The following is a 22,013-nucleotide window of genomic DNA, read 5'->3' as shown; positions in this document are numbered from 1 at the left end:
GCTTATAACCTTTTATCGCCTAAGCTTACCAATCGCTTAATTTCTAAGCCTAATTCGTCACTATCACCAATATAGGTCAACTCACCTTCCGCGATCAGTTGTTTGTTCGCATACACCTTCACTTCACGCTCTTTGTTTTCACCAATTGAGTAGATTGCCCCCGGCTGGAGCGAATTCAATTCCTCTACACTGATGTCTGAATGACCCAATACAAAGGTCAATTTGACTGTAATGTCCTGCAAATTAAAAGGACGAACAGTTTCATCGACAAACTCCTCTTCCACCACGGAAGCTATTTGTTCGTCATCTGCTGTCATTAACTGTTCAATCATAAAAATGCCTTCTTGTTGTTTTTGAAAATGGGCCAATACACGCCCTGCAACGGTCATGTCTAATTGCAATTGCTGAATACGCAGCACATCGCCAAGCGCGATAGACTGCAAAGTTTTACGACTGATATGGCTATAACCTAAAATCCAGTCGGCTTGCAGCTTAAGCTGCTCGGCTATCCCGTTTTGCGCCTTACGCTCAGTTAGCCCTTCAATAGGCTCAGCTAGCAATACAATGCCAAGTTTTTTTTCTTTCACAGTTAACCAAGGTTGCTGAAGCTGTTCATCATCAATAATCTCGACACAATGACAACGGAATTGCTCGGAGAAAAACGTCTTTCCGGTATTTTCATAAGTAAAAACTTTACATAAGCTTTTGGTATCTAAGAGATTCCATGCATAGTGAGCCAATTTAGGCCAGCGGTAACGGCACCATTCTTCAGCATTCACTAGCACTTGGATTTTCTGCGTTTTACTGTGTAGGGTGACTTGAAAATAGCGTTCTCCCACCTTGGGAGTATGTATGTCTAAGTCCCATTGAAAACGCTGCTGCCACTCTCTCACCTGCTTTTCTCGGTGGCTAATTCGACAAATATTTAGCATTAGGATTCCTCGTCTTGCTGATGCTGTTGCTGCCGTTGACGCTGTTGACGCTGTTGACCTTCATGTTCTTCACGTCGGATCACCATTTTTTGCTCGCCTGTCCATAGATGCTGGTTGTCTTGCAAAACCTGCTGAACTTCATGGCTTAGCGTTGATGCCACCACCTGATCTTTACTGGCGCTCGCTAAAGCAAAAGAGACCGTTGGTGCATTTTGCCATTGGCTAAAGGTGTAGCTCAGAGTACGTGAAGGCACTGTTTTAGAACTTTCAACCTCGGAAGCTGCCATCAGTTCAGCGACCTTACTGACCATTGAAGAGGCTTGCTGTATATGTGCTGAGGCTTGAGACGCTGATGTTTGGGAAGCTGGAGTTTGAGAAGTCGAGATTTGGGGTATCACAGCCAGTGATTTCTCCCCCATTTCTGCGTGCACTTGCGTTAAGATGCTCTTGGCTATATCCATTTCATCCGATTGAATCACAAATGATTTTTCAATGTTGAGGTTTTCCATGTCGGGAAAATATTGAGCTGCCAAATGCTCATTTGGCACCGGCTGATTTTGCATAACAGGTTCAGACGAAGGTGGCGTTTTATCCACTATGTTTGATTGACCATCAAGCAGAGGCGATTTCAATGTCGCCATTTCCACAGTTTCAGTCTGCTGCACTAATGGAATATCCATCCATTGAGTTTGCTTTGCACTTGCCGGGTTATCTGACAAAAATCGAGCCGCTTTTTGTTCCATTGTTTTTGTTTTAACGGTTTTCGTGTCAACCAATTGACCAATCGATACCGCTCCAACATTGGCGTTAAAAGTGCTCGGTGGAATATCGCCTTCACTCACCGTTTGACTTAGTGAGCTATCGGATTGTGCCGTTAACGAATGATTCGCTTCACTATTTTTTTTATCTGAGCCATATTCTGCAGAGAGAAATGCCACTTTCCCACCAGAGTAAATGTGCTGGATTGGCGTCGGCAAGTTCAACAGAACGGGTATTGCCAACTCTTCTACTGGTTTTTTGGGCTTTATTTTATTGCCAGACACTTGAGTCAGTTTTTTCTGAACAATATCCTGAGCGGCTTTTTTTACTGAATGCTGTTGCCCGCCTTCCTTTTGAAAACCCGGTTTTTGCTGATCATATTGTTGATGATGAAAACCTAGCGACGCACTTTTACCTTCCATCATGGAATTAAATTTACTTTCATTAGGCAATGATTTTATTGTCGACATGAACAAACAGCTCCTCAATTTCATTTTGTTGCTGGCGCTCTAATTTTAACCACTGCGCCCTACGTTGTTGCTTGAGATATTTTCGGAATTTCTCGCACTTATTACGCAAAATGAACGTTTGTTCAGCCATTTGCTGCTTCAATAAATGATACTTAGATAATTCAGCGTCGATGTTTTCTATCTGAAATTCACATTGGGCGATTTCTGATAAAACCACAGCTTTTTGCCGTTGCCGTTCCCAAAAATCCATTTGCGTTAATTCTTCAGATTTTTCATACATCCCCACTTGCAGAGCTAATATAGCTATCCGTTGGTGGATATCTTGACGCTGTTGCTGCAACTGCAAAATGGCGTTTTTCAGCTTGTTTTGCTCTAATTGCACTCTTTCGAGACGCTTTTCAGTCAACACTAATAATTGATTAATCATCAGGATGCCAAATGGTGTAATTGGGCTAATATCTCCTCAAAGCCCTCTGATTCATCCATGTTTTGTTGTAAGAAATGATTGATATCCTGCTGTTTATCTAACGCATGGTCATTTTCTTGGCTTTCACCTCGCTGGTATTCCCCCAATTCGAGGTACAACTTGATCTGCTCTAAGCGAGATAAATTTTCACGAATATCGACAGCAAATCGGCGATGTTCCGGCGTTGTTACCTTCTGAAAAACACGGCTAATACTGTGCAAAATATCAATCGCAGGATAATGTCCTCGTCCTGCAAGTTTGTGACTGAGGTAAATGTGCCCATCCAAAATAGAGCGAATCTCATCTCCGATAGGGTCGGCTTCTTCCTCGCTCTCTAATAGCACGGTGTAAAACGCAGTAATTGAACCCTGTTTTACGCGCCCTGGGCGTTCGAGTAATAACGGGAGTTGTTCGAAAACAGAGGCGGGATAACCACGACGTGCGGGGAGTTCCCCTGCCGCAAGAGCCACATCGCGTAATGCCCTTGCATAACGGGTCATCGAATCGACATACAATAAAACTTGCTTACCTAAATCACGGAAATATTCCGCCATCGCCGTCGCCAACAAGGCGGCATTACAGCGCTCAATCGGCGGGCTGTCAGAGGTGGCATACACAAGAATGGTTTTATCCGCATGGGGGGACAGTTTCAGTTCTTCAATAAATTCAATCACCTCTCGCCCACGCTCACCAATCAATGCCACGATATGAATATCCCCGTGAGCATGATTGATCAGCATGTTCATTAATGAGGTTTTGCCGCTACCCGCGGCTGCAAAAATACCGATGCGCTGGCCTACCCCGCACGTCAACAATCCATCAATAGCACGAATTCCCGTAACCATCGGTTCATTGATTGGACGGCGTTTATTTACACTTACCGGAGGATTATCAATGCGTTGCAGTTTGGTTTTTAACTGAGTGATTTCGCTGTTTTTCTGGCTTAATGCGCCTTCTAATTCCCCTGCGGCATTAAAAATATTCCCCACAAGGTGCTCCCCCATTTGGAATACAAACGGGTAGCCACTTGGACGAATAACCACTTCACGGGTGAAGCCCTGAGCACGACCAATTAGGCTCAGCACCGTTAGCCCCTCTTTGAAGCCTATCACTTGCGCTTTGGCGATAATTTTTGGCTGTGCCAATGACTGCTCAATAAAGCAAATCTCGCCAATAAATACGCCATTCAATGGGGCTTCAATCAAGCATCCATGAATGCGCACAGGATGTGCGCAAACGTCAAAAATTTTCATCATCAATTACGATAATTGCAGACGCAATTCGGTGGCGCGCTCAAAAAATTCGTCAAAAGAGTCTGCAAATAATTGCATGTTATCCAATGAAGTCGCCTTTAATACTGCCGATAGCACCAAGTTGTTTTCGATGAGATTCAGTGCAGGTTGTCCCGCGTGAAAATTACGCGGGACATACTCTAAAATGTCTTTTAATAATGAAGCGCTGGATGCATCGAGTCGGCTGTAATTGCATTCCATTAAGTTGCACCAAATAATTAAATCATCGGATGACAAATCGATATTAATCGCAGGTGCATCATCCATTTCGAGTTGAATATTGGAATGGCAATCAAGCTGCGGATTAATTAAATCACTACGCCCCATAGAATTTAAAAATTCATTCAATTTCTCGACAAAACGGTATTTCATTTACATATTCCTTATATCGTTTTAATAACGTTGACCTTCACCATTTCGGAAACCTCATTAAATGAGAGCACCTCAAGTTCAGGGAAACGACCTTCTAAGATTTTTTTCACAAACCTGCGGATATCCACAGGTACCAATACATTGATATCCCTAACAGATAAGTAACTGTTTTCTAATGCCACTTCAGCAGCTTGAATAAGTTCGTTGCTTTTTTCAGGTTCTAAATGTAGATAAACGCCACCGGATGATTGGCGGATACCTTGGCGAATGGTGTCTTCAAGTTCGGCATTCACCATTAAGACATTCAAACGCCCTTCCACCGAGAAACGGGATGAGATATAACGCGCCATGGAGCTGCGAATATGTTCTACCAGCATCATGCTGTCTTTCTCTTTGGGCACCCATTGCACTAAAGTTTCAATAATTAATTTCATATTGCGCACCGAAATTTTTTCCATTAATAGACGTTGGAAAACTTCCGTGACTTTTTGTACGGTGGCGTGTCGATAACATTCTTTCAGTAATTCGGGATATTTTCTTTCAAGATCATCCAGTAAATTTTTAGTTTCTTGGATCCCGAAGAATTCATTGATGTGGCGTAATAACAACGTACTGACGCAATCAATCATTTCTGTCACGTCATCGCGCACGAATAAACCGAGCTGCTCTACATTTTCGCTGTATTGGTTGTCAAACCAAGTACTGACTGAACCATATTCATCGGTATATTTGATGAGTTTCATACCAAGGTATTCCAGCTCATCATTCGCCGTCAGTAAGCGCTGACCATGAAAATAGACGTCGTATTCACCCGCTTTTACTTCGTTTATCAACACCACAATTTTGTTTTCTGGCACGATAGGTGAATAGTTAATGGCAATATCTGGGATGCGGTATCCATAGCGAATAAACACATCTTTTTTCATGCGAGATAGAAAATTATTATCTTCTAGGTGCTGCTTATATTGTTGATTAACCGAGATAATGACCGGTAAGGTTTCTGGAATATATTCATCGTCGAAGTCATCATTCGCGCGTTGAGTTTCCCCTTCAGTGGCTTCGGTTTGCAGATTTTCTTCACCTAATTGCAGCTCTTTTCGCTGTGCTTGGCGTTTTTTAAAATAGCGGGTCGCAAATAATCCCATCAATAATGCGGCAAGGAACAAGAAAATAGCGGTTGGGAATCCGGGTAAAAAACCCATAAATAGCACGATGCATGCTGTGATCAGGATGGTGAAATCATTGTCAAAAAGTTCAGAAACAATGTTTTCGCCTAAGTTTTTATCATTGCCGCCCACGCGGGTCACAATAAAGCCCGCACTGATAGAGATAAGCAACGCGGGTATTTGCGCGACCAACCCATCACCGATGGTTAATAACGTGAAGGTGTTTAATGCCGTGGAGAGATCCATCCCTTGCTGAGCCGTACCCACGGATATTCCGCCGATTAAGTTGACGAAAATAATCACAATACCGGCAATGGCATCCCCTTTGATAAACTTCATCGCACCGTCAAAAGAACCGAATAATTGACTCTCTTTTTCCAGCTCGCCACGTTTAATTTTTACCGTCGCTTCATCAATAACCCCAGCGCGTAAATCCGCATCGATACTCATCTGTTTTCCGGGCATAGCATCCAAGGAGAAGCGAGCAGCTACTTCAGCAATACGTTCTGAACCTTTGGTGATAACAATAAATTGCACGATAGTTACGATAGCGAAGACCACCATTCCCACCACTAAATTGTCCTGAATAACGAACTGACCGAAGGTATCGATAATATCGCCAGCATCCGCTTCAAGCAGGATAAGTCGGCTGGTACTGATAGATAGTGCCAATCTAAATAACGTGCTAATCAGCAAAATAGACGGGAAGGATTGGAAGTTAAGGACGCGCGTAATATAAAACGAGCTCATAAATATCAGCACCGAAATCATAATGTTCAGTGCAATCAATAAATCGACCAAGACGGTAGGTAACGGAATAATCAGCATCGCAATAACCATCACCATGATGACTAGCACCATCAGCTCAGGGCGATTACGGATCTGCAGTAAAAATCCGGTTAAGTTTTTCATGAAATCGTGTATTTCCTATCAAATTAGGGTTGTCGACGTAAGCGTTGTTCTTGCGCCAACAGTTGATCCATCTGTATTTTTAATTGGTCGAGTAATTCATCACGCGCTTCCAATGAGTGAAAAATGGCAACGGGGATAATTGAAAACGCAATAATCAAAAGCTGAACAAAGCGGGCGCGTAGATCTGTGGTCATGGCACTTAATTGCGCCTGAATGAAGTTCAAAAGCTTGTCATTAAAGCTTTCTTGGTTACGGATCCCACTGGTAAATAGCTGGCTTAGCACCTTCTCCAACTGGCTCTGCTGCAAGTGGTTTTGCGACAACTGCACTTGCTGGCGAAACAGACTCGATTGGAGAAATTGCTGACTAAATGCCCGGTCTAGTGACTGCAACTCACGCAGACGACCAATTCGCGTGAAGAAGCTGCCAAACTCACTGATATTGAGATCTCCCAACGGCAGTGCTTGTAAATCACATGCCAAGGCTCTTGCGAGATAACGCATCATGTTTTCCCGCTGAGCCAGTTCCATTTCTTCCACCCATTGTTCATATAAGTAGACCACTGGGCCGTCATAGCCGATAAATTCGCGGTATAAGGTGCGTAAGTTCCCCGCACTTTCACGCAAAGTTTGGGCAAACACTTTTGCGATTAGCGCAATATTTGCGCCTGCCTGCGCCGTACGGTTGGTATCTTCCGTTAGCAGTAATCGCTCTAGCTCTTGCAAATGGTCAATCTGCTCCTGCTTGAGTTTTTTACGGTTGTTCAGCGCGGCAAGCACCATTAGTAAATCGCTAGGATCAGAGAAAAACTGCAATAAAAAGGCTCGTAACTGCTGAGGTGTCATCAACTGACGATTAAGTACGCCTTCAATCCTCAACACTTTTTCGTCCGCATTATTTTCTAAGATGCGCTCAGCAAAGCGCATCCACTCCTCTTCTTGTTCCTTTTTCGAGCCGCCTCGACGAATATGGCTCGCGGCCAGCATCGCCATCGAAGCGTATTCGCTGGAACTATCAATTACCCCCGCACCGCGTGCAGCTTCATCAGAGTCATCACTGCTTTTCGTGGCTGTACGACTCTTGTCTTGCACATTCAATAGCATACGGTTGCTGTAGCTCAGCGGGGTTATTGCCATGAATCCCTCATGTATTGCTGGAGGAACTGTACGGTTCCATGCAGTTGGCTATCTTTTTGTGTAATACGGGTTTTCTCGGAAAATTGTCGTCCATCCCACACTTCGTTTTCATCCAATAAACGCGGCTGAATTAAAAAGATCCGCACCATTTTTTGTTGATTGGTTGAGCTATGACGGAATAAGCCGCCAACCCAAGGAATATCGCCAAGAAGAGGAATTTTGCTTTCATTTTCAATATATTGGTCGCGGGTATACCCACCGATTAACAGGCTGCTATCTTTGGTGATACGTGCCACTGTATTAATACTGGTGCGGTTAACCGTTGGAAGCCCTTCAACGCTGGACGTTTTACCACTGCTATCGCGGTTCTCTGCACCGTCTTCGATATTCACTTCCATTTCGACACTTTGGCCGGCTGAAATGCGTGGCATGACGCTGATCATCGTGCCATAAGTGACAGATTCGAGGGTTGCAGTACGTTCACCTTGTAACTTGGCATAGAAGCTGGTGTTGTTATCAAACAGTGCAGGAACATTTTCTTGGGTCAACAACACTGGGCGCGAGACAATTTGGCTATTACCATTCTTGCTTAGGGCATCAATTTGCACTAAAAACTTGCTGCTATCGGGTAAGGTGCTTCGGTTGAAAGAAACAGAGCCACCACCCACCTTAAATGAGCCAACTTCCCAGTTCACCCCTAAATTGTCCAATTCAGAGCGTGTGATATCGATGATCCACAAGGAGAGTTCCACTTGGCGGCGGCGGTTATCTAATGTTTTAATCAAATCACGAACATAGCGGATCTGCTCGGGGCGGCCTTTCACAATCAGGCTGTTGCTATCAGGATGAGCAACCAGAGAAAATGTGCTATTTGATGCGCCACCACGTCTGACGGTAACTTGGCGATTTTCAGGACGAGCGCCACCAATTGGCGCATCCATTAAGGCATCAATTTCATCCCCATCGGTATTGAGCTTTGCAGGTAAAATTTCGAGGGTTTCTTCAACGCTGCTGCCCCCACTTTTAAACAGGGAGCTGATCACCGATAACATGCCAGGCACTGTGATCGATTGACCTCGCAATGAATAGCTTCGATCGCTTACAGAGGCATGTTTCAGCGGGATCACAGCAACATTACCACTGGTTTTTTCTTCTTGTTTAAGTTGCTCGCCAAGATACAGCGCAGCGCCTTTAATCAACTCAACATAGAGCGGTGGCCCCGACACAAATAACATGGTGTCGCCACCTTGGGAACGCACCGGAAAGCGCGCATCATAGATGCCATTACGTTGGATATAGCTGATAACTTGTTGGCTACTGACTTTGTGGGTCGGGATAATCAAACTGCGCATTTCACTATTATCATAGACATAAATGCTTGCGCCATCGTCATACCAGACTAACGCGATACGACGCGTTAAGGCTTTAAACATTTCATCGGCATTCGCGAGGTTAAAATTTCCCGTCACTTTTTTCTGGGATGCCAATTTACTTAAAATAATCGGCTTGTTAATTTGTTCAGCTACCGCATCAAACACTTTACCTACCACGATATTATTCGCCACAAACGTGTCTGCACTTCTTTCTTGTGTCACCGGCTCTGCAATCATCATTTCTGATTGAGCGGTATTGATATTTACACTCAGTAAAAACAGCGAAATAAAAACCACCATTAATTTTTTACTGCTCATATAACGTTGCTCCAAGGTGCCTTATTTCTGATGGGGTTAATCCCAATTCTTTTTTCAAATCATTCGTGAAGTGAGAGGCAGAGCAGTAGCCTGCTTCTAACCCAACATCTAAAATAGAACTTTCACTTTCAATTAATTGCAAAATGGCCGCCCCCATACGTACGCCCATAATTTTGCGTTTAGCTGTTTTATTAAAGTTTTCTCGGTAAAGTTGCCTAAAATAAGAAGCTGAAATGCCATAACGGGCACACAGTTGATTGATATTGGCATTTTTGTCTTGCTGAGCGGCTGAAATTAAAAAGCGCATCATTCCATACGCTTCATAACGCCTTAATACATCACACCAATCATCAAATAACGGCTGTTTTTTAATGATCAAATCAATCACGATATTTTTAATTAAAATAGGTGCTGATATTTCATCGTCAAATAGAATGAATTCACCTAATTGATTTTCATCACTCTCTCTGGTCGCTTTTTTTGCAAGAAAAGATTGGCCCATTGCAGTATCAATAATAGCAAGCGTTTCAACGAGTTCTGACAACTCCATGGTGTAGATATCCCATAAAGTTTCATCTTCAATCGTTAATTCATTCAGATCGCAAACAAAGATAGCGGGTTCTTGTACTTTAATATTTAAATTTGTATACCGAGATTTATAACAAAGCGTTGCTTTCGCTTTTTCTGTGGTTATATTTTCTATTGAGGTTGCAGTTTTTATTGAGGTTACAGTTTCTTTTGGTATTGACAAGACCAATACGTCTTGTAAAGAAAAGCAACTATTTCTACTCTCCAATAATTTAGCAATATCTTTATTCGACATTATAAATAGGCCTTATCCATTGATTTTTACTTGATGTAGAGTCAGTGATTAAGTAGAAAAAAACAAATGAATACTCTGGAATATTTTGGAATTAATAATAAAAATACAGGGTGTGAATGAATAAGATAAATTCAGCTGACATACATTATGTTCTTATATTTAAATACTGAGCATTGAAGTCAATATGATTTGCTATTTTTTATTAATTGAGATTATCTTATGATAGAAACAAAATACCACACCTGTATAATGAAAATTATTAGTGGTTCGATGAATAGTCAAGAGCTAATGATTAACATCGATAAAAATCTTATTATCGTTGGGCAACATACTAAATACAAAACGGAAATAGATGAAAACGGCTTTACAACCTATTATATTCCTAGTGAACATACCCAGTGTGAATTTTCTATTGTTTCTAATGACGAATCTAATAATAACCTTGCAATTAATCTTAAACAAGATGGGAAAAGTCGTCACCTCACTGTCACACTACAAGAAATATTGCTCATTGACACCTTTCCAATTGCAATTAAATCATTGAATACTGAATGGAATTTCTCTAAAAAAAACCAAAAACCATTACCATCTCAGTCACTACCATTTTCAAAGCAAAGTCCCATTGCCATAAAACAGAAGCCAACGTTTAATAAGAAATATTTCTTTGCCTTTTTATTACTATTTGCCGTTATTTTTATATTATTCGTTGAATTCCAAAATAATCCAAAAAATAACACTGAAAAACAAATTAAAAATATAGATAATATATTAAAAGGAAGCTATTACCCTATTACATATACACAAAATAAAAAAGGTGAAGTGCTTATTCTAGTTAAGTCTCAAAGAGATGAAGATTGGAGCCGCCAAGTATTATTAAAGTCAGATTACCAAGCAAAATACACTATCAAAAACATAAATGCGCTTGAAAAAGAAATTGAAGAAAAGTTAATAGATACCATACCTAATTTATTAAAGGTTGATATTAGAAATCCCTGTCATCCCATTATTCGAGTCGTTAAAAATCCACTGCCGAATAATGATGATAAAAACATTTATCGCATTTTATCTAATTACTTCAGTTGTTATAACCAAAGCCAGCTTGTACAAGTTCCACTTGAGGAGCTCATCAAGAAAGCCGAGTTAGGGTTAACTGAAAGTAATGTGAAATGGCAAAGAATAACCAAAGGTAACTACGTTATCTTTGTTATAAGAGACAGCTTAAATGATAAACAGACTCTCTCTTTAATTAGTTTCACCAATTCATTTAGTCAAAAGTGGGGAACCAAGCAAATTCAATTTTCCGTCTCCCTTTCCAATAATGAACTGGCTGGAAAATCGTTTATCACCAATTCCAATGGTATTACGTTATTAGGTAATAATCATTGGTTGTTTAACTCAATTAGACCTAATTAATGAGGTAATAAATATGGCAACCCCAGGTATTAATAATACAAATGGTAATTGGGATGCATCTGCATTAGAAAAAGAATCCACCACAGCAACAGATAACAAATGGGGCATGATGTATCGCAGCTCCGCAGGTATTAGCGAAAGAACTAAAACTATCGCAGATGAATTAAAGTCTATGATTGACAACCCAAATCTGGAAGTCGATAACCCGCTGGTTCTGGGTAAAATCACAGCTTTAAGCGGTAACTATAATATGGCTCGTCAATTACAAAGTAACGTAATGAAGTCCATTAAAGATGCGGCACAAGCCATTATTCGTAACGTGTAAGCTCGTAACGTGTTATTTAACATCAGAGCATCACTCATCTGATGCTCTCTTTATAGAGAATATTTATGTTACCAATTAATCCAATCTCCACACTATCAGATATCGCGGACATGGCTCCGGCTATACCCGCGGCTATCCCACTGGAAGATAAAGTGAAGCAGTTATTTGCTGAGTACACGACCTCTGTAAACCAAGAAAAAGCGGATATTCTGGAGAAAATGAATACCGTTGACCCAAGCGATCCCGCTAAATTATTGGAATTACAAAACCAAGTGGGTAATTACAGCCTCATCTTGAATATGGTCAGCACACTCACGCATAAAAGCGTTTCTGCCATCGACACAGTATTAAAAGCACAGTAAACCATGAATATATTAAAGAAATTCCTATTAATTGGGTTTATTGGCTTACTACTAGGCTGTGACAATCAACTGTTACTAAGCAAGTTAAGTCAACGCCAAAGCAATGAGGTTCTTGCCGTTTTGCAAGAGCATGGTGTGGAAGCCAAGCGTAAGCAAGATGCCAAAAACGGAGACTCAATTCGCGTTGATCCTCAAGATTTTGTCATCGCTGTCGACTTGCTACGCCAATATAATTTGCCATCAAAAGACCCGGTGGAAATTATTGATGCTTTCCCTGGAGACTCACTGGTTGCCTCACCGCAAGCGGAGCGAACTCGATTACTATCACTGATTGAACAACGTCTTGAACAGTCTTTACTGACCATTCCAAACGTGGTGAATGCACGCGTCCATGTGAGTTACCCGATTTCTGGTAATGGTCCCGTGAAACAGGCTCAAAAAGTCTCAAGTCTCGTCACTTATGCTGGCAATGAAGACCCAAAAGTCATGATGAATAAGATCAAGCTATTTCTGAATAATAGCTTTGCTGAAACGACTTATGACAATGTTTCTGTGGTAATAGTTAGCCGTCCTCCTTTGCTCTACCAGACAAAAAAGGGGCCAACACCCGCATTTAATCCCGTGATTGCCTCGGCCTTAATCACGGCATTAATCGGTATGTTAATTGCACTTGGATTGTATTTATACCATCGCAACAATAAACAAAGCGATGAAGAAGAGCTGGAGAAATCAAGCCATGCCCCAATTGAGTAAGCTGCTGATTGACCAAAAAAACATTTTCTTAGCACCGGGGGATTATTTTCACTCGGAGTTTGTTGATGAACATTATCATCAGCTACCCGTTCCGCTACAACAGCTGCAAAATTTGCAGCTTATTGAACAATATCAATTAGATTTACCCGATGAGAAAACGTTGATATTACCCGAAATGCTTGCCGAAAATTGGTCATTATTACCTTCTGTAGCATGGGGTTTAGGGGTTATTCAGCACCCTGATCCTCTTCCTTGGTGGGGAGAGCTATCTCAATATCGACAATTGCATCAGAAATTTAGCCATCCTTTATGGCAAAGCCCAACACATTCCATCAACACACCTCAGCATTTACTTGCACTGGGTGCTGAGCAGCTTTTGATGTGTTTAAACACCTTTAGTCACGGCTATGCTACCCGCGCAAAATATATGTTTAGCCGCAGCACACAGCAGATGATCCCTCACACGGTTTCCACTTTGCTACCTTGGAATATTATTGAAGAAACTTGCCGCTATGTCAGAGAACACACAACCTAATATCCAGCAGACCTTAATTGAAAATGTGCTGATTAAACATCCAGTTTTAGACACCAATAGATATGCTCAGTCGGTTGTTAAACAGGCTCATCAAAAAGCCAAAGCCCATGTTCAACAAGCTCAACAGTCTGAGAAAAGCATTCATGCTATCGCCTATCAACAAGGCTACCAAAATGGATTAACACAGCTTTTGAATGATTTTATTGGTGTTCTCAATGACAGCGAAGCCCAATACCAAATTAAGGTGAGCCAAACAGAGAACCAATTAACTCAATTACTCATCGGTTTATTTACTGACTTACGCCTACAGGAAATTGTGGCAGAACATTTCACGCAATTACAATCCGAAGCTCGCCATGTTCAATTACACATACCAGCCTCATTGCAAGCCAAGATAAGCTCTCGAGCTAACGGCGTCAAAATATGTACTAGCCCCGATAATTCGATCACATTAGAAGTGAATAATGAAATTACACAATTCACGCCAAAACTGGCAGCAGAGAAAATATTACCGCATATTTTTCCAATTTCGACCCGTTGTCTAACCTTGCAACAACATAAACAAGCTTATGCACGATTAATTCAACAAAAACACGCTCTCCAGCAAGAAACCGCTTTTCAACAAGAAGAAACAAGGAGAGAAAAACATGAAAGTTGACCCTAATTTGCTGAATACTTTTTCAGCTACACGTACTCATGGAAATACACCATCGAGTACATCCGATCTACACACTAAAATGAGTGCCCTTTGGAAATCCCGTAATAACATGAAAGATATACAAAACTATCAAGCAAAAAATATCCCCCATATTTCAGAGGATAAAAACGCTAAAATACAAAGCTTTATTACTGAATTTAAACATCAGGATAGCGATAAAACACGATTCGCACTGGTGTTTAAAACCATAGTAAATTTGAACCGCAATGATAAAGAATCATTCATTACTCAAATCGTTCAAACATTAAAGTCCTCATCTGAATCTGACCCTGCTTTATATAAAGATTTCACTAAAGCTATTCAACGTTATATGTCGATAAGTTTAATGAATACACCATTTTCTGAACAATTGAATAAAAATATGACTAGCTTCAATCTTGATGGCGATGATGATGAAGATCCATTTGTTATATAACTCCAACGATTGAATAACTTTGTACTATTAAATTAATTCATTGCTTAACTTATCACCGACGAATATTTATAAGCTTAGAGTGCATTTTTTATAATCTAAGCTATTTAACTCTCTCCTTTTTAAAAAATATAAAAAAAATAAATTTGAAATTGATATATACACTCACAGATAGTAGTTTAAATTTACATCACTAAAACACATTGTTCAAATTTAAAAAACATCTTGGTTTTTCATCCATTCATTACCCTACTGTTTTTTATATTGAACACGATTTTACTGATGATCACGATGTTGATAATTAATTTTATGTTGAACTATATCTGTGGGAAATATCATGAATAAAATGGAATACAATCAAATAGAGCCAATGGTGCTTTTATGTGGTCAAGTCGTTTATGACCCACTGAAGAGAACGCTATCTCGCGGAAAAAGAACCGTGAATTTATCTGAAAATGAATCCTGCCTCTTAAAGTTGTTGTTATTAAAAACAAATAGCAAGAGAGAAGTGATGCATGAAATTTGGGAAAAGCGCGGAACTATCGTAACTGAAAGCAGTTACTACAAGTTAGTCAGGCAATTACGACAATCATTTAAGAAAGTAGAGTTAGATGAAAACCTCATCATGACACTGCCCAGAATTGGAATCTTGTACACTGGTGAAAAGTCAGAAATGCCAATTTTATCAAGGTTTAACGAACAAAAAAACATGTATGCATATGTTCGCTGTTTTTTTCAGAAAGTATTTAATCGTTCATTTCAATAACTTATTTATATAATAGAAGAAAAACTATGCCTAAATTTGCTATATCAAAAAATATTTTACACTCTATTTTTATATTAGCTTGCTGTTTATTTTTATTTGCGTGTAAAAACCCAATTAATAAGACAAATAATACATTTAATATTCAAGGTGATATCTATAACTCGTCTCATGATATTCCTGCAGATGCATTAATTACTTTATCTCTCACACCGATAAACGAAAACAGTTACTCAGAAAAAAGTCATTATGACTATACCCTAACAACCAGAAAATCAGCGAGAACGGTTAATTTTTCAATTAATTTACCGGAATCACTGTTAACCCAAGGTCACTATTTTGGGTTGAGCGTGAGAGTTGAAAAAAAAGGTGAATTACTGATGATGAGTAATCAAGTTACGCCGTTAAGTCAATCTACACCGACAAGATTATCTTTAAAAGTAAACTCTATTTAATTTATTAGACTTAAAAACCTTAGCATTCACAACATTTAAATAGTTTAGTACTTAATGACAAATTATTAAATTCATAAATCGATGCAAAAGAAAATCAGTAATAACCAGAATTTATCGGAATTTCTTTTTTATTAATTAAAATTCCAAATTATTCAAAAATAAATATCATAAAAGTAAATATACTTCATTCAAATATACGTTGAGTATTGGCTGCTAATTTTAATGATTGCGCGAATCTTAAGGATAGTTAGTAAGGCAGGGATTTTTAAAATACTCATCATAAAATTTTAATTAACCCTATATTTTCGGAGTTCCTTAATGAATCGCAAGTCTAAGGATTTTCATCCTTATTATGTTGCATCTATCGCGTGGATAAATATTGCAATACAGATTAGTTTTCCTTTGGCATCAATTTTTTCACCTGTCGCAGCCAATGCATTTACAGAACAAAATCAACAACAACGTACATTTTTATTACCGAAAAAAAATACGCTTATTCTAAGAGAAACTAGACCATATACACTACAAGCCGGTGAAACAACTCAGAGTATTGCCAAAAAATATAATATAAGTTTGGAGCAATTACGTAAGCTTAATCAATTTAGAACATTTTCACACGGTTTTGAGGCCCTTAAAGCAGGTGATGAACTGGAAATTCCTATGGCTCCGTTACCAACTTTAGAGTGGGAAAACGAAAAACCGGTTTATATTCCTCCCACAGCGCCGAGTGAAGAGGAAATCAAGCTGGCACAATTTGCTACTAAAGCAGGCCAATTTTTTACAACACAGCCTAATCATGAAAAAACCAAAGCATTTGCCAAAGAACTCGTCACAACAGCAGCAAGCAGTTATCTACAAGATTGGTTTAATCATTTCGGTAGCTCACAAATAAAGCTGGTTGCAGACAATAAATTTTCGTTAAAAAATTCACAAATTGATTTACTGCTACCTATTTATGAAAACGAAGAGAGTTTATTTTTTACTCAAGGTAGTTTTCATCGTCAAGAGCAGCGCATAGAAACCAACCTCGGCTTTGGTGCGCGCTGGTATGGTGACAATCAAATGTTCGGTGGAAATACCTTCTTTGACTACGATATATCCCGTGGCCATTCTCGTTTAGGATTAGGTGTCGAATATCGCCGTGACTTCTTAAAACTGTCAGGCAACAGCTACCATCGTCTTAGCAGCTGGCGCAATGCGCGAGAATTAGTCGACCATTCAGCTAGACCATCGAGTGGATGGGATCTCCGTGCAGAGGGTTGGCTACCTATCTATCCGCATATAGGAGGAAAACTCACTTACGAACAATATTATGGTGATGATGTCACTCTATTCGGCACCAAAAATTTACAACGCGACCCATACTCCATCAATGTCGGCCTCAACTATACGCCGATTCCATTAATCACATTCAATGCGGAACATCGCCAAGGGAAAGCCAGCAAAAAAGATTCGCGGATTGGTTTGCAACTGAACTACCAATTTGGCAAAAGCTTGAAGCAACATTTGGATCCAGAATCCGTCAATGCATTTCGCTCACTCATGGGTAATCGTTACGATTTTGTCAGTCGTAACAACCATATCATTCTGGATTATAAAAAGAATGATGTAATCCATTTAAACATAACTGACTCTGTCACAGGCTACACAGGGGAAAAAATCCCTTTAAATTTCACAGTAACCAGTAAATATGGCTTAAGTTACATAAAATGGGATGCTGAAGCGCTGGTTGCGGCTGGGGGACATATTCTCAATGAAAATGGCCAATATAGCCTTGTGTTGCCTTCATATAAAAATACCAAAAATGCGAATAATTACGCCATCACCGCCATTGCTATCGATAAAAAAGGGAATACATCTTCCAAAGCCATTATTCGTGTTTCGGTTACTCAACCTGCTATTCACACCTTAAAAAGCACAATTTTATCCAGTAACATTGATTTAATTGCGGACGGCAAAAATAGCAAAAAACTATCGTTATCCATTAAGGATAAAGCGGGTAATGTCATTGACCTCGCAGCCAAAGAGATCACTCTTGAGCGAGTCACGACACAAAAAGTAAAGAATGCGATACTCGCGAAGGGGTCACAGGCCACTCCTACCGCAACATACACCAGAATCAGCCCATTTACCCGCTTAGCGGCCGGGCAATATGAAGCGACATTAACGGCAGGCACTAAACCTGAAAGATTTATATTGGTTCCCAAAGCCCATAATGCAGTCTTCCCTGAAATCAAAGTCACTGTCGTTGCGGATACGACAGCGATCCAAGCTACAAAGCCCATGCCCAATACACAAACGCCTTAATTAGCTAACAGAAAGTCACCTATTGAAGTCAAGATACAACTGAAAGATGCGAATGGTCTAGCAACCCCCACGATTACCAGTACGGCTGGGGATATCATCATTACAGCTACGACGCCGAATGCTCAACCACAAGAAGTGAAAGTAGATTTCTTACCAGATACCACAACGGCTATGGTGCACTCTAATAATATTGAAGTATCCAGCCAAGTATCATCGCGAACAGTAACTTGGAAAATACTATTTCCATTACCGTGACTGACGAAAAAAGCAGCTCACTTCCAAATATTTTAGAGAAAACAAACCACCGATGCTTACTATCGGACAGATCATACCGTCGACTTTGAGATTAAGCCATCGTATCAAATCGACCTGCGAAGTAATAATTTATTAACCCTATTTCTGTAAAACATAGCATTCTTCGAGGTGAATATGATAACGACTACGACTTATCAACATATGACCCTACCATTCAATCAACAAATAATAATACCTAAGTAAATTATCATGGGATTTTAGAGATTTTTGAAAATATGCATAAGTCATAATATGAATTTTATTACTTTATTGATAGCCATATAATGAATATTTAAACTACAAAGTTTAAAATAGGAAATCCTTTACTACTAAAGTAGCAGACCATTTAGTACAATTTGACTTAAAATAATTGATACTAAGTTTAACTTTAATCATCATACAAAACACCCACTAAGCCACCAAATCTTTGATACTAAAATAACTATCACTTTAGAAACAAAAAAAGAAAATCAAAAATAATAATATTTTTATTTCTATTAAGATGCCTTAAATCTACATATTTCACTAAATCATAAAAAATTGATCAAATAACGATCTTCCTAGATTGATGTCTTTATGAAATAAACCAAAAACCAAAAACCATTAACCCAAATCACAGAGTTTAAATATAAAAACTTAATATTGTTAATGTTTTATTTTCTGTTTTTTTGGTTTTATATATTAAATTAAACAAAATTAATAGCCAATTATATTGATCAAAAACAATACACTAAAATTTACATTTGTTATGACATTGCATGAATTCAAATTTAACCTATTGAAAATGAAAAAATAATTTTCACATTAAATATTTAGAATCAATAATCGTGAACATACTGATATTTAATGCGTCATTTTGGGACTAATTGAAAATAATTATAAGGATAGTATATCATTCAGTGAGTGGCACTTGAGGGTCACTATATATTTAGCCAAAAATTAAAATACACAGATTATATTAAATCACTTGTATAAAATCTGAAAAATTCACATTGATTGTTATCTCAACAATATAATTTAATAGAGAATATTTATGAATAGAAAATTTCCTGTCGCTTATGCCGTCGGACAAAAAATCAAGTCATTAAGAAAATCTCAAGGTTATACTGTGTTTCAATTAGCACGAGAATGTAATATCAGTGAACAACAACTATTCCGTTATGAACGAGGTGTTAATCGTATTGATATTGATTGCTTAGCTAGAGTAACAAAAATATTAGATGTTAATATCAGTGATATATTTTGTGATGTATTTCAAGACAATCAAGATATTAAGTACGAGAATAAATCCCAAGAATCAGTTGAATCTTACGCATGAAATGCGTAATTTGTATTTAGTCTTAACTTCAACTATTTTTTGATTTAAAACAGTCTATATATGATGCTCCTGTATAAAAAGTAAAAGCCTATTTCATTGTAAGGCTTTTACTTTTTATTTTACTTCGATCTCTATTTTACCAATATAGAAGTTTTCCACCTCTGTTTGCTCTTTTCCCTCACAAGCACTACCCTATATGCTGTTTTATTCACCCATCTGCGAAAAACCATGCCACGACTCATCACATCAATACAGCGATTCGGATTCGATTCTGACCGTTTGCGCTTTGCAATGATCACCGCCTGCGCATCCATTCTTGCGCTATTTATTGCTGAATATGCAGGACTGACTCACCCCCAATGGGCGGCAATGACTGTATGGGCTTCCGCACAACCTTGGCGTGAAAACTTGTTAGAAAAAAGTTGGTGGCGGTTTGCAGGTACAGTTATTGGTGTCGTTGCTGGCATTGTACTCATTCAAATTCATCTAATCAGCCCATTATTATTTGTGATCGGTTTAGCCGGATGGTTAGGTGCATGTAGCGGTATTGGACAGCTACAAAAAGGCTTTGTAGCCTACGGTACTTTTTTGGCAGGTTACTCAGCGGTAATGGTAAGCATGCTTAGCGTTCATGCCACCGACAATATTTTTGCCGTAGCATGGGATCGATTTTGGACTATTTTAGTGGGTGTATTATGTGCGGTTTTGTTTAATTTTTTATTTACCCCCAAGCGTGAACAAGCATCCATCATCGCGTTAAAGCAACAAATTGATCAGCAGTTTTACACTATTTTGCATCGTTCTTTATATAGAAAAGAGTCGATTAAACAACAGGATATTGACACTTTATGGCAGCAAATGGCCACCTATGATGAACAGTTAGAGGCCAACCGTATTGGGTGGCGTTATCACCGTAAACAAGTCGTAAAAGCTCGCCAACAACTACTCGCTCAAAGCCAAATTTTGCTACAACTTGATAAATTTAAAGAGGTAGCGGCATTTCCATTTCCAGCAACACAACCGACTGAATCACAATGGAAACATATCCTGTCTCTGTGCCCGAATGGCATATTGAAAAATCTCTTAATCCCGCTGTTTTATGTGTCAAAAGGGTTATCCATCAAGGCACAACACCGTGTAGATAAGCTAAAACTCCACCATGACCGCATTGCCGCTTGGCAAACTTTTGCACGCTCGTTTGTTGCCATTGCCACCGTTGGCTTACTCTGGTTAGCGACTCAATGGCAAGCTCTCGCCTATTTAACGCTAGGTTTATCCGTGATGATCGCACTGTTCGCATCCCTTGATTACCCTGCTAGGTTTATGAAAAATATCTTCACGGGACAATCTTTCGGGGCACTTTCCGCGTTGATTTGTACTTGGTGTCTATGGCCATTCGCATCATCATCATGGCAAATGACCTTATTCATTGTGCCCGTTATCATCAGTGGAATTTTAGTTTTCGCCCACAAGAAACTAATTTTAATCGCCTTTGATTACATTATGGTCTCTTTGATCTTACTGCAACCAAACTACCCTTTTACATTAAGCTTTCCAGAAAGCCTCGGTAATGCCATCGCCATTATTTGTGGACCGTTGGTCGCGATGGGAGCTTTTTATTGGATTTACCCAACAAATCCGAAGAAACGTTACCAAAACCTTATTTTACTCAGCGAACAACAATTTAAGCTGGGTCTTCATAAGATTATTTCAGGACAAAAACCATCAACATCACAGATGAGCCATCGCCTATTTAGCGGGTTAATATTGGCGCGTAAAAGTGATTATCCATTTGATAGAACAATACAATTTTTTGCTGTCCGCCACGCTATTTGGCTCAATCTGATGCAAATTTATAAACAATTTTCTGCCTCTGAATCACACAATCGTGCCCTAAAAGGACTGGTTTTACGTTTGCAGCACCCACAACCTAATGTTGAAAAAATTCACCGCCTGCTACAGGCACTATTACGTAGGCAGAAAAATAGTGCTGAATTACGTCAATTGTATAATGATGTTCACCTCTACTTGCATTATTTAGACACTAACAATTGAATATAAAAAATAACAATTAACGAGAGATTGAAAACAATAAAATATATTACCGATCTAAATTGATTATAAAAAACAAACCTCTTATTTAAATTCTATAACCCCAACTTATCATCAATAAATAATGAAAAAATCGAGGGTTTATTTAAAAATTTTTTAAATTGGCCCTCGACAAACGGAATCTATCTCAAACGTAAAATTTGTTATATTTTCGTTTAATATCAGCAATTTGATAAATATCATGCAACCTTCTTTTTTTCATCCTTCTGTTTGACTTAACCAATTTC

At 39.2% G+C, this 22,013-nt stretch carries 21 protein-coding genes; 12 read left to right on the top strand and 9 right to left on the bottom strand.

The features are described 5' to 3' along the window. Window positions 1–2 precede the first annotated feature (2 nt). Genes QS795_RS00795 through QS795_RS00755 form a run of 9 tightly spaced genes read right to left on the bottom strand, consistent with a single transcriptional unit; the run spans window position 3 to window position 10,019 of the window. Window positions 3–932 (bottom strand): FliM/FliN family flagellar motor switch protein, encoded by a 930-nt coding sequence (locus QS795_RS00795; protein WP_154602206.1) that lies wholly within the window; start codon window positions 930–932, stop codon window positions 3–5. Next, window positions 932–2,161 (bottom strand): SpaN/EivJ family type III secretion system needle length determinant, encoded by a 1,230-nt coding sequence (locus QS795_RS00790; protein WP_286271563.1) that lies wholly within the window; start codon window positions 2,159–2,161, stop codon window positions 932–934. The genes QS795_RS00795 and QS795_RS00790 overlap by 1 nt, the downstream gene beginning before the upstream one ends. After that, window positions 2,136–2,588, bottom strand: coding sequence for a hypothetical protein (locus QS795_RS00785; RefSeq protein ID WP_286271561.1), 453 nt, complete (start codon window positions 2,586–2,588; stop codon window positions 2,136–2,138). The genes QS795_RS00790 and QS795_RS00785 overlap by 26 nt, the downstream gene beginning before the upstream one ends. Further along, window positions 2,588–3,880, bottom strand: coding sequence for a type III secretion system ATPase SctN (sctN, locus tag QS795_RS00780; protein ID WP_318627168.1), 1,293 nt, complete (start codon window positions 3,878–3,880; stop codon window positions 2,588–2,590). The genes QS795_RS00785 and sctN overlap by 1 nt, the downstream gene beginning before the upstream one ends. Before the next feature lie 6 nt (window positions 3,881–3,886). Continuing rightward, the gene (locus QS795_RS00775) at window positions 3,887–4,291 is read right to left on the bottom strand and encodes an InvB/SpaK family type III secretion system chaperone (protein WP_154602203.1); all 405 of its coding nucleotides are present in this window, start codon (window positions 4,289–4,291) and stop codon (window positions 3,887–3,889) included. Window positions 4,292–4,302: 11 nt separating this feature from the next. Then, the gene (locus tag QS795_RS00770; RefSeq protein ID WP_286271560.1) at window positions 4,303–6,369 is read right to left on the bottom strand and encodes an EscV/YscV/HrcV family type III secretion system export apparatus protein; all 2,067 of its coding nucleotides are present in this window, start codon (window positions 6,367–6,369) and stop codon (window positions 4,303–4,305) included. A gap of 23 nt (window positions 6,370–6,392) precedes the next feature. Beyond that, window positions 6,393–7,505, bottom strand: coding sequence for a type III secretion system gatekeeper subunit SctW (gene sctW, locus QS795_RS00765; protein ID WP_286271559.1), 1,113 nt, complete (start codon window positions 7,503–7,505; stop codon window positions 6,393–6,395). Further along, a complete protein-coding gene (sctC, locus tag QS795_RS00760) occupies window positions 7,496–9,196 on the bottom strand; it encodes a type III secretion system outer membrane ring subunit SctC (RefSeq protein ID WP_286271558.1) in 1,701 nt (566 codons plus the stop codon). Before sctC ends, sctW begins: the two co-directional genes overlap by 10 nt. Then, window positions 9,186–10,019 carry an AraC family transcriptional regulator gene (locus QS795_RS00755; protein WP_286271557.1) on the bottom strand — a complete coding sequence of 278 codons (834 nt, stop codon included), beginning with the start codon at window positions 10,017–10,019 and terminating at the stop codon, window positions 9,186–9,188. The genes sctC and QS795_RS00755 overlap by 11 nt, the downstream gene beginning before the upstream one ends. 219 nt (window positions 10,020–10,238) lie before the next feature. Here QS795_RS00755 and QS795_RS00750 point away from each other — a divergent pair, with 219 nt between their 5' ends. The 12 genes from QS795_RS00750 to QS795_RS00695 all read left to right on the top strand — a co-directional run bounded on the left by QS795_RS00750 (window position 10,239) and on the right by QS795_RS00695 (window position 21,729). After that, window positions 10,239–11,432 (top strand): PrgH/EprH family type III secretion apparatus protein, encoded by a 1,194-nt coding sequence (locus QS795_RS00750; RefSeq protein WP_286271556.1) that lies wholly within the window; start codon window positions 10,239–10,241, stop codon window positions 11,430–11,432. Between the two features lie 13 nt (window positions 11,433–11,445). Beyond that, a complete protein-coding gene (locus tag QS795_RS00745; RefSeq protein WP_286271555.1) occupies window positions 11,446–11,757 on the top strand; it encodes an EscF/YscF/HrpA family type III secretion system needle major subunit in 312 nt (103 codons plus the stop codon). A gap of 65 nt (window positions 11,758–11,822) precedes the next feature. After that, complete coding sequence (sctI, locus tag QS795_RS00740; protein WP_154602196.1) at window positions 11,823–12,119, top strand: type III secretion system inner rod subunit SctI; 297 nt, start codon at window positions 11,823–11,825, stop codon at window positions 12,117–12,119. Window positions 12,120–12,122: 3 nt separating this feature from the next. Beyond that, window positions 12,123–12,872, top strand: coding sequence for a type III secretion system inner membrane ring lipoprotein SctJ (gene sctJ, locus QS795_RS00735; protein WP_286271552.1), 750 nt, complete (start codon window positions 12,123–12,125; stop codon window positions 12,870–12,872). After that, on the top strand, window positions 12,856–13,407 hold the full coding sequence (locus QS795_RS00730) for a hypothetical protein (protein WP_286271549.1): 552 nt from the start codon (window positions 12,856–12,858) through the stop codon (window positions 13,405–13,407). Before sctJ ends, QS795_RS00730 begins: the two co-directional genes overlap by 17 nt. Further along, on the top strand, window positions 13,385–14,065 hold the full coding sequence (locus tag QS795_RS00725) for a hypothetical protein (RefSeq protein ID WP_318626731.1): 681 nt from the start codon (window positions 13,385–13,387) through the stop codon (window positions 14,063–14,065). The genes QS795_RS00730 and QS795_RS00725 overlap by 23 nt, the downstream gene beginning before the upstream one ends. Further along, on the top strand, window positions 14,055–14,540 hold the full coding sequence (locus QS795_RS00720) for a hypothetical protein (protein ID WP_230089109.1): 486 nt from the start codon (window positions 14,055–14,057) through the stop codon (window positions 14,538–14,540). The genes QS795_RS00725 and QS795_RS00720 overlap by 11 nt, the downstream gene beginning before the upstream one ends. 334 nt (window positions 14,541–14,874) lie before the next feature. Beyond that, entirely contained in the window at window positions 14,875–15,303 is a 429-nt protein-coding gene (locus tag QS795_RS00715) for a winged helix-turn-helix domain-containing protein (RefSeq protein WP_154638530.1), read from the top strand. A 26-nt stretch (window positions 15,304–15,329) separates the two neighbouring features. Next, window positions 15,330–15,755: a YbaY family lipoprotein gene (locus QS795_RS00710; RefSeq protein ID WP_286271543.1), complete on the top strand. Its 426-nt coding sequence runs from the start codon at window positions 15,330–15,332 to the stop codon at window positions 15,753–15,755. 318 nt (window positions 15,756–16,073) lie between these two features. Continuing rightward, a complete protein-coding gene (locus QS795_RS00705) occupies window positions 16,074–18,062 on the top strand; it encodes an inverse autotransporter beta domain-containing protein (protein ID WP_286271542.1) in 1,989 nt (662 codons plus the stop codon). A gap of 1,327 nt (window positions 18,063–19,389) precedes the next feature. Then, window positions 19,390–19,674: a helix-turn-helix domain-containing protein gene (locus QS795_RS00700; RefSeq protein WP_154602190.1), complete on the top strand. Its 285-nt coding sequence runs from the start codon at window positions 19,390–19,392 to the stop codon at window positions 19,672–19,674. Window positions 19,675–19,902: 228 nt separating this feature from the next. Continuing rightward, window positions 19,903–21,729 carry an FUSC family protein gene (locus QS795_RS00695; RefSeq protein WP_318626730.1) on the top strand — a complete coding sequence of 609 codons (1,827 nt, stop codon included), beginning with the start codon at window positions 19,903–19,905 and terminating at the stop codon, window positions 21,727–21,729. Window positions 21,730–22,013 lie beyond the last annotated feature (284 nt).

The organism is Providencia zhijiangensis (genome assembly GCF_030315915.2).
Lineage (GTDB): Bacteria > Pseudomonadota > Gammaproteobacteria > Enterobacterales > Enterobacteriaceae > Providencia > Providencia zhijiangensis.
The sequence above is the reverse complement of the archived record's forward strand: the minus strand, read 5'-3'. Positions and strand labels throughout refer to the sequence as shown.

Excerpts from the sequence above, each read along its gene's own strand:
- QS795_RS00795 (WP_154602206.1), bottom strand. The coding sequence starts at position 932 with ATGCTAAATATTTGTCGAATTAGCCACCGAGAAAAGCAGGTGAGAGAG.
- QS795_RS00790 (WP_286271563.1), bottom strand. The coding sequence starts at position 2,161 with ATGTCGACAATAAAATCATTGCCTAATGAAAGTAAATTTAATTCCATG.
- QS795_RS00785 (WP_286271561.1), bottom strand. The coding sequence starts at position 2,588 with ATGATTAATCAATTATTAGTGTTGACTGAAAAGCGTCTCGAAAGAGTG.
- sctN (WP_318627168.1), bottom strand. The coding sequence starts at position 3,880 with ATGAAAATTTTTGACGTTTGCGCACATCCTGTGCGCATTCATGGATGC.
- QS795_RS00775 (WP_154602203.1), bottom strand. The coding sequence starts at position 4,291 with ATGAAATACCGTTTTGTCGAGAAATTGAATGAATTTTTAAATTCTATG.
- QS795_RS00770 (WP_286271560.1), bottom strand. The coding sequence starts at position 6,369 with ATGAAAAACTTAACCGGATTTTTACTGCAGATCCGTAATCGCCCTGAG.
- sctW (WP_286271559.1), bottom strand. The coding sequence starts at position 7,505 with ATGGCAATAACCCCGCTGAGCTACAGCAACCGTATGCTATTGAATGTG.
- sctC (WP_286271558.1), bottom strand. The coding sequence starts at position 9,196 with ATGAGCAGTAAAAAATTAATGGTGGTTTTTATTTCGCTGTTTTTACTG.
- QS795_RS00755 (WP_286271557.1), bottom strand. The coding sequence starts at position 10,019 with ATGTCGAATAAAGATATTGCTAAATTATTGGAGAGTAGAAATAGTTGC.
- QS795_RS00750 (WP_286271556.1), top strand. The coding sequence starts at position 10,239 with ATGATAGAAACAAAATACCACACCTGTATAATGAAAATTATTAGTGGT.
- QS795_RS00745 (WP_286271555.1), top strand. The coding sequence starts at position 11,446 with ATGGCAACCCCAGGTATTAATAATACAAATGGTAATTGGGATGCATCT.
- sctI (WP_154602196.1), top strand. The coding sequence starts at position 11,823 with ATGTTACCAATTAATCCAATCTCCACACTATCAGATATCGCGGACATG.
- sctJ (WP_286271552.1), top strand. The coding sequence starts at position 12,123 with ATGAATATATTAAAGAAATTCCTATTAATTGGGTTTATTGGCTTACTA.
- QS795_RS00730 (WP_286271549.1), top strand. The coding sequence starts at position 12,856 with ATGCCCCAATTGAGTAAGCTGCTGATTGACCAAAAAAACATTTTCTTA.
- QS795_RS00725 (WP_318626731.1), top strand. The coding sequence starts at position 13,385 with ATGTCAGAGAACACACAACCTAATATCCAGCAGACCTTAATTGAAAAT.
- QS795_RS00720 (WP_230089109.1), top strand. The coding sequence starts at position 14,055 with ATGAAAGTTGACCCTAATTTGCTGAATACTTTTTCAGCTACACGTACT.
- QS795_RS00715 (WP_154638530.1), top strand. The coding sequence starts at position 14,875 with ATGAATAAAATGGAATACAATCAAATAGAGCCAATGGTGCTTTTATGT.
- QS795_RS00710 (WP_286271543.1), top strand. The coding sequence starts at position 15,330 with ATGCCTAAATTTGCTATATCAAAAAATATTTTACACTCTATTTTTATA.
- QS795_RS00705 (WP_286271542.1), top strand. The coding sequence starts at position 16,074 with ATGAATCGCAAGTCTAAGGATTTTCATCCTTATTATGTTGCATCTATC.
- QS795_RS00700 (WP_154602190.1), top strand. The coding sequence starts at position 19,390 with ATGAATAGAAAATTTCCTGTCGCTTATGCCGTCGGACAAAAAATCAAG.
- QS795_RS00695 (WP_318626730.1), top strand. The coding sequence starts at position 19,903 with ATGCCACGACTCATCACATCAATACAGCGATTCGGATTCGATTCTGAC.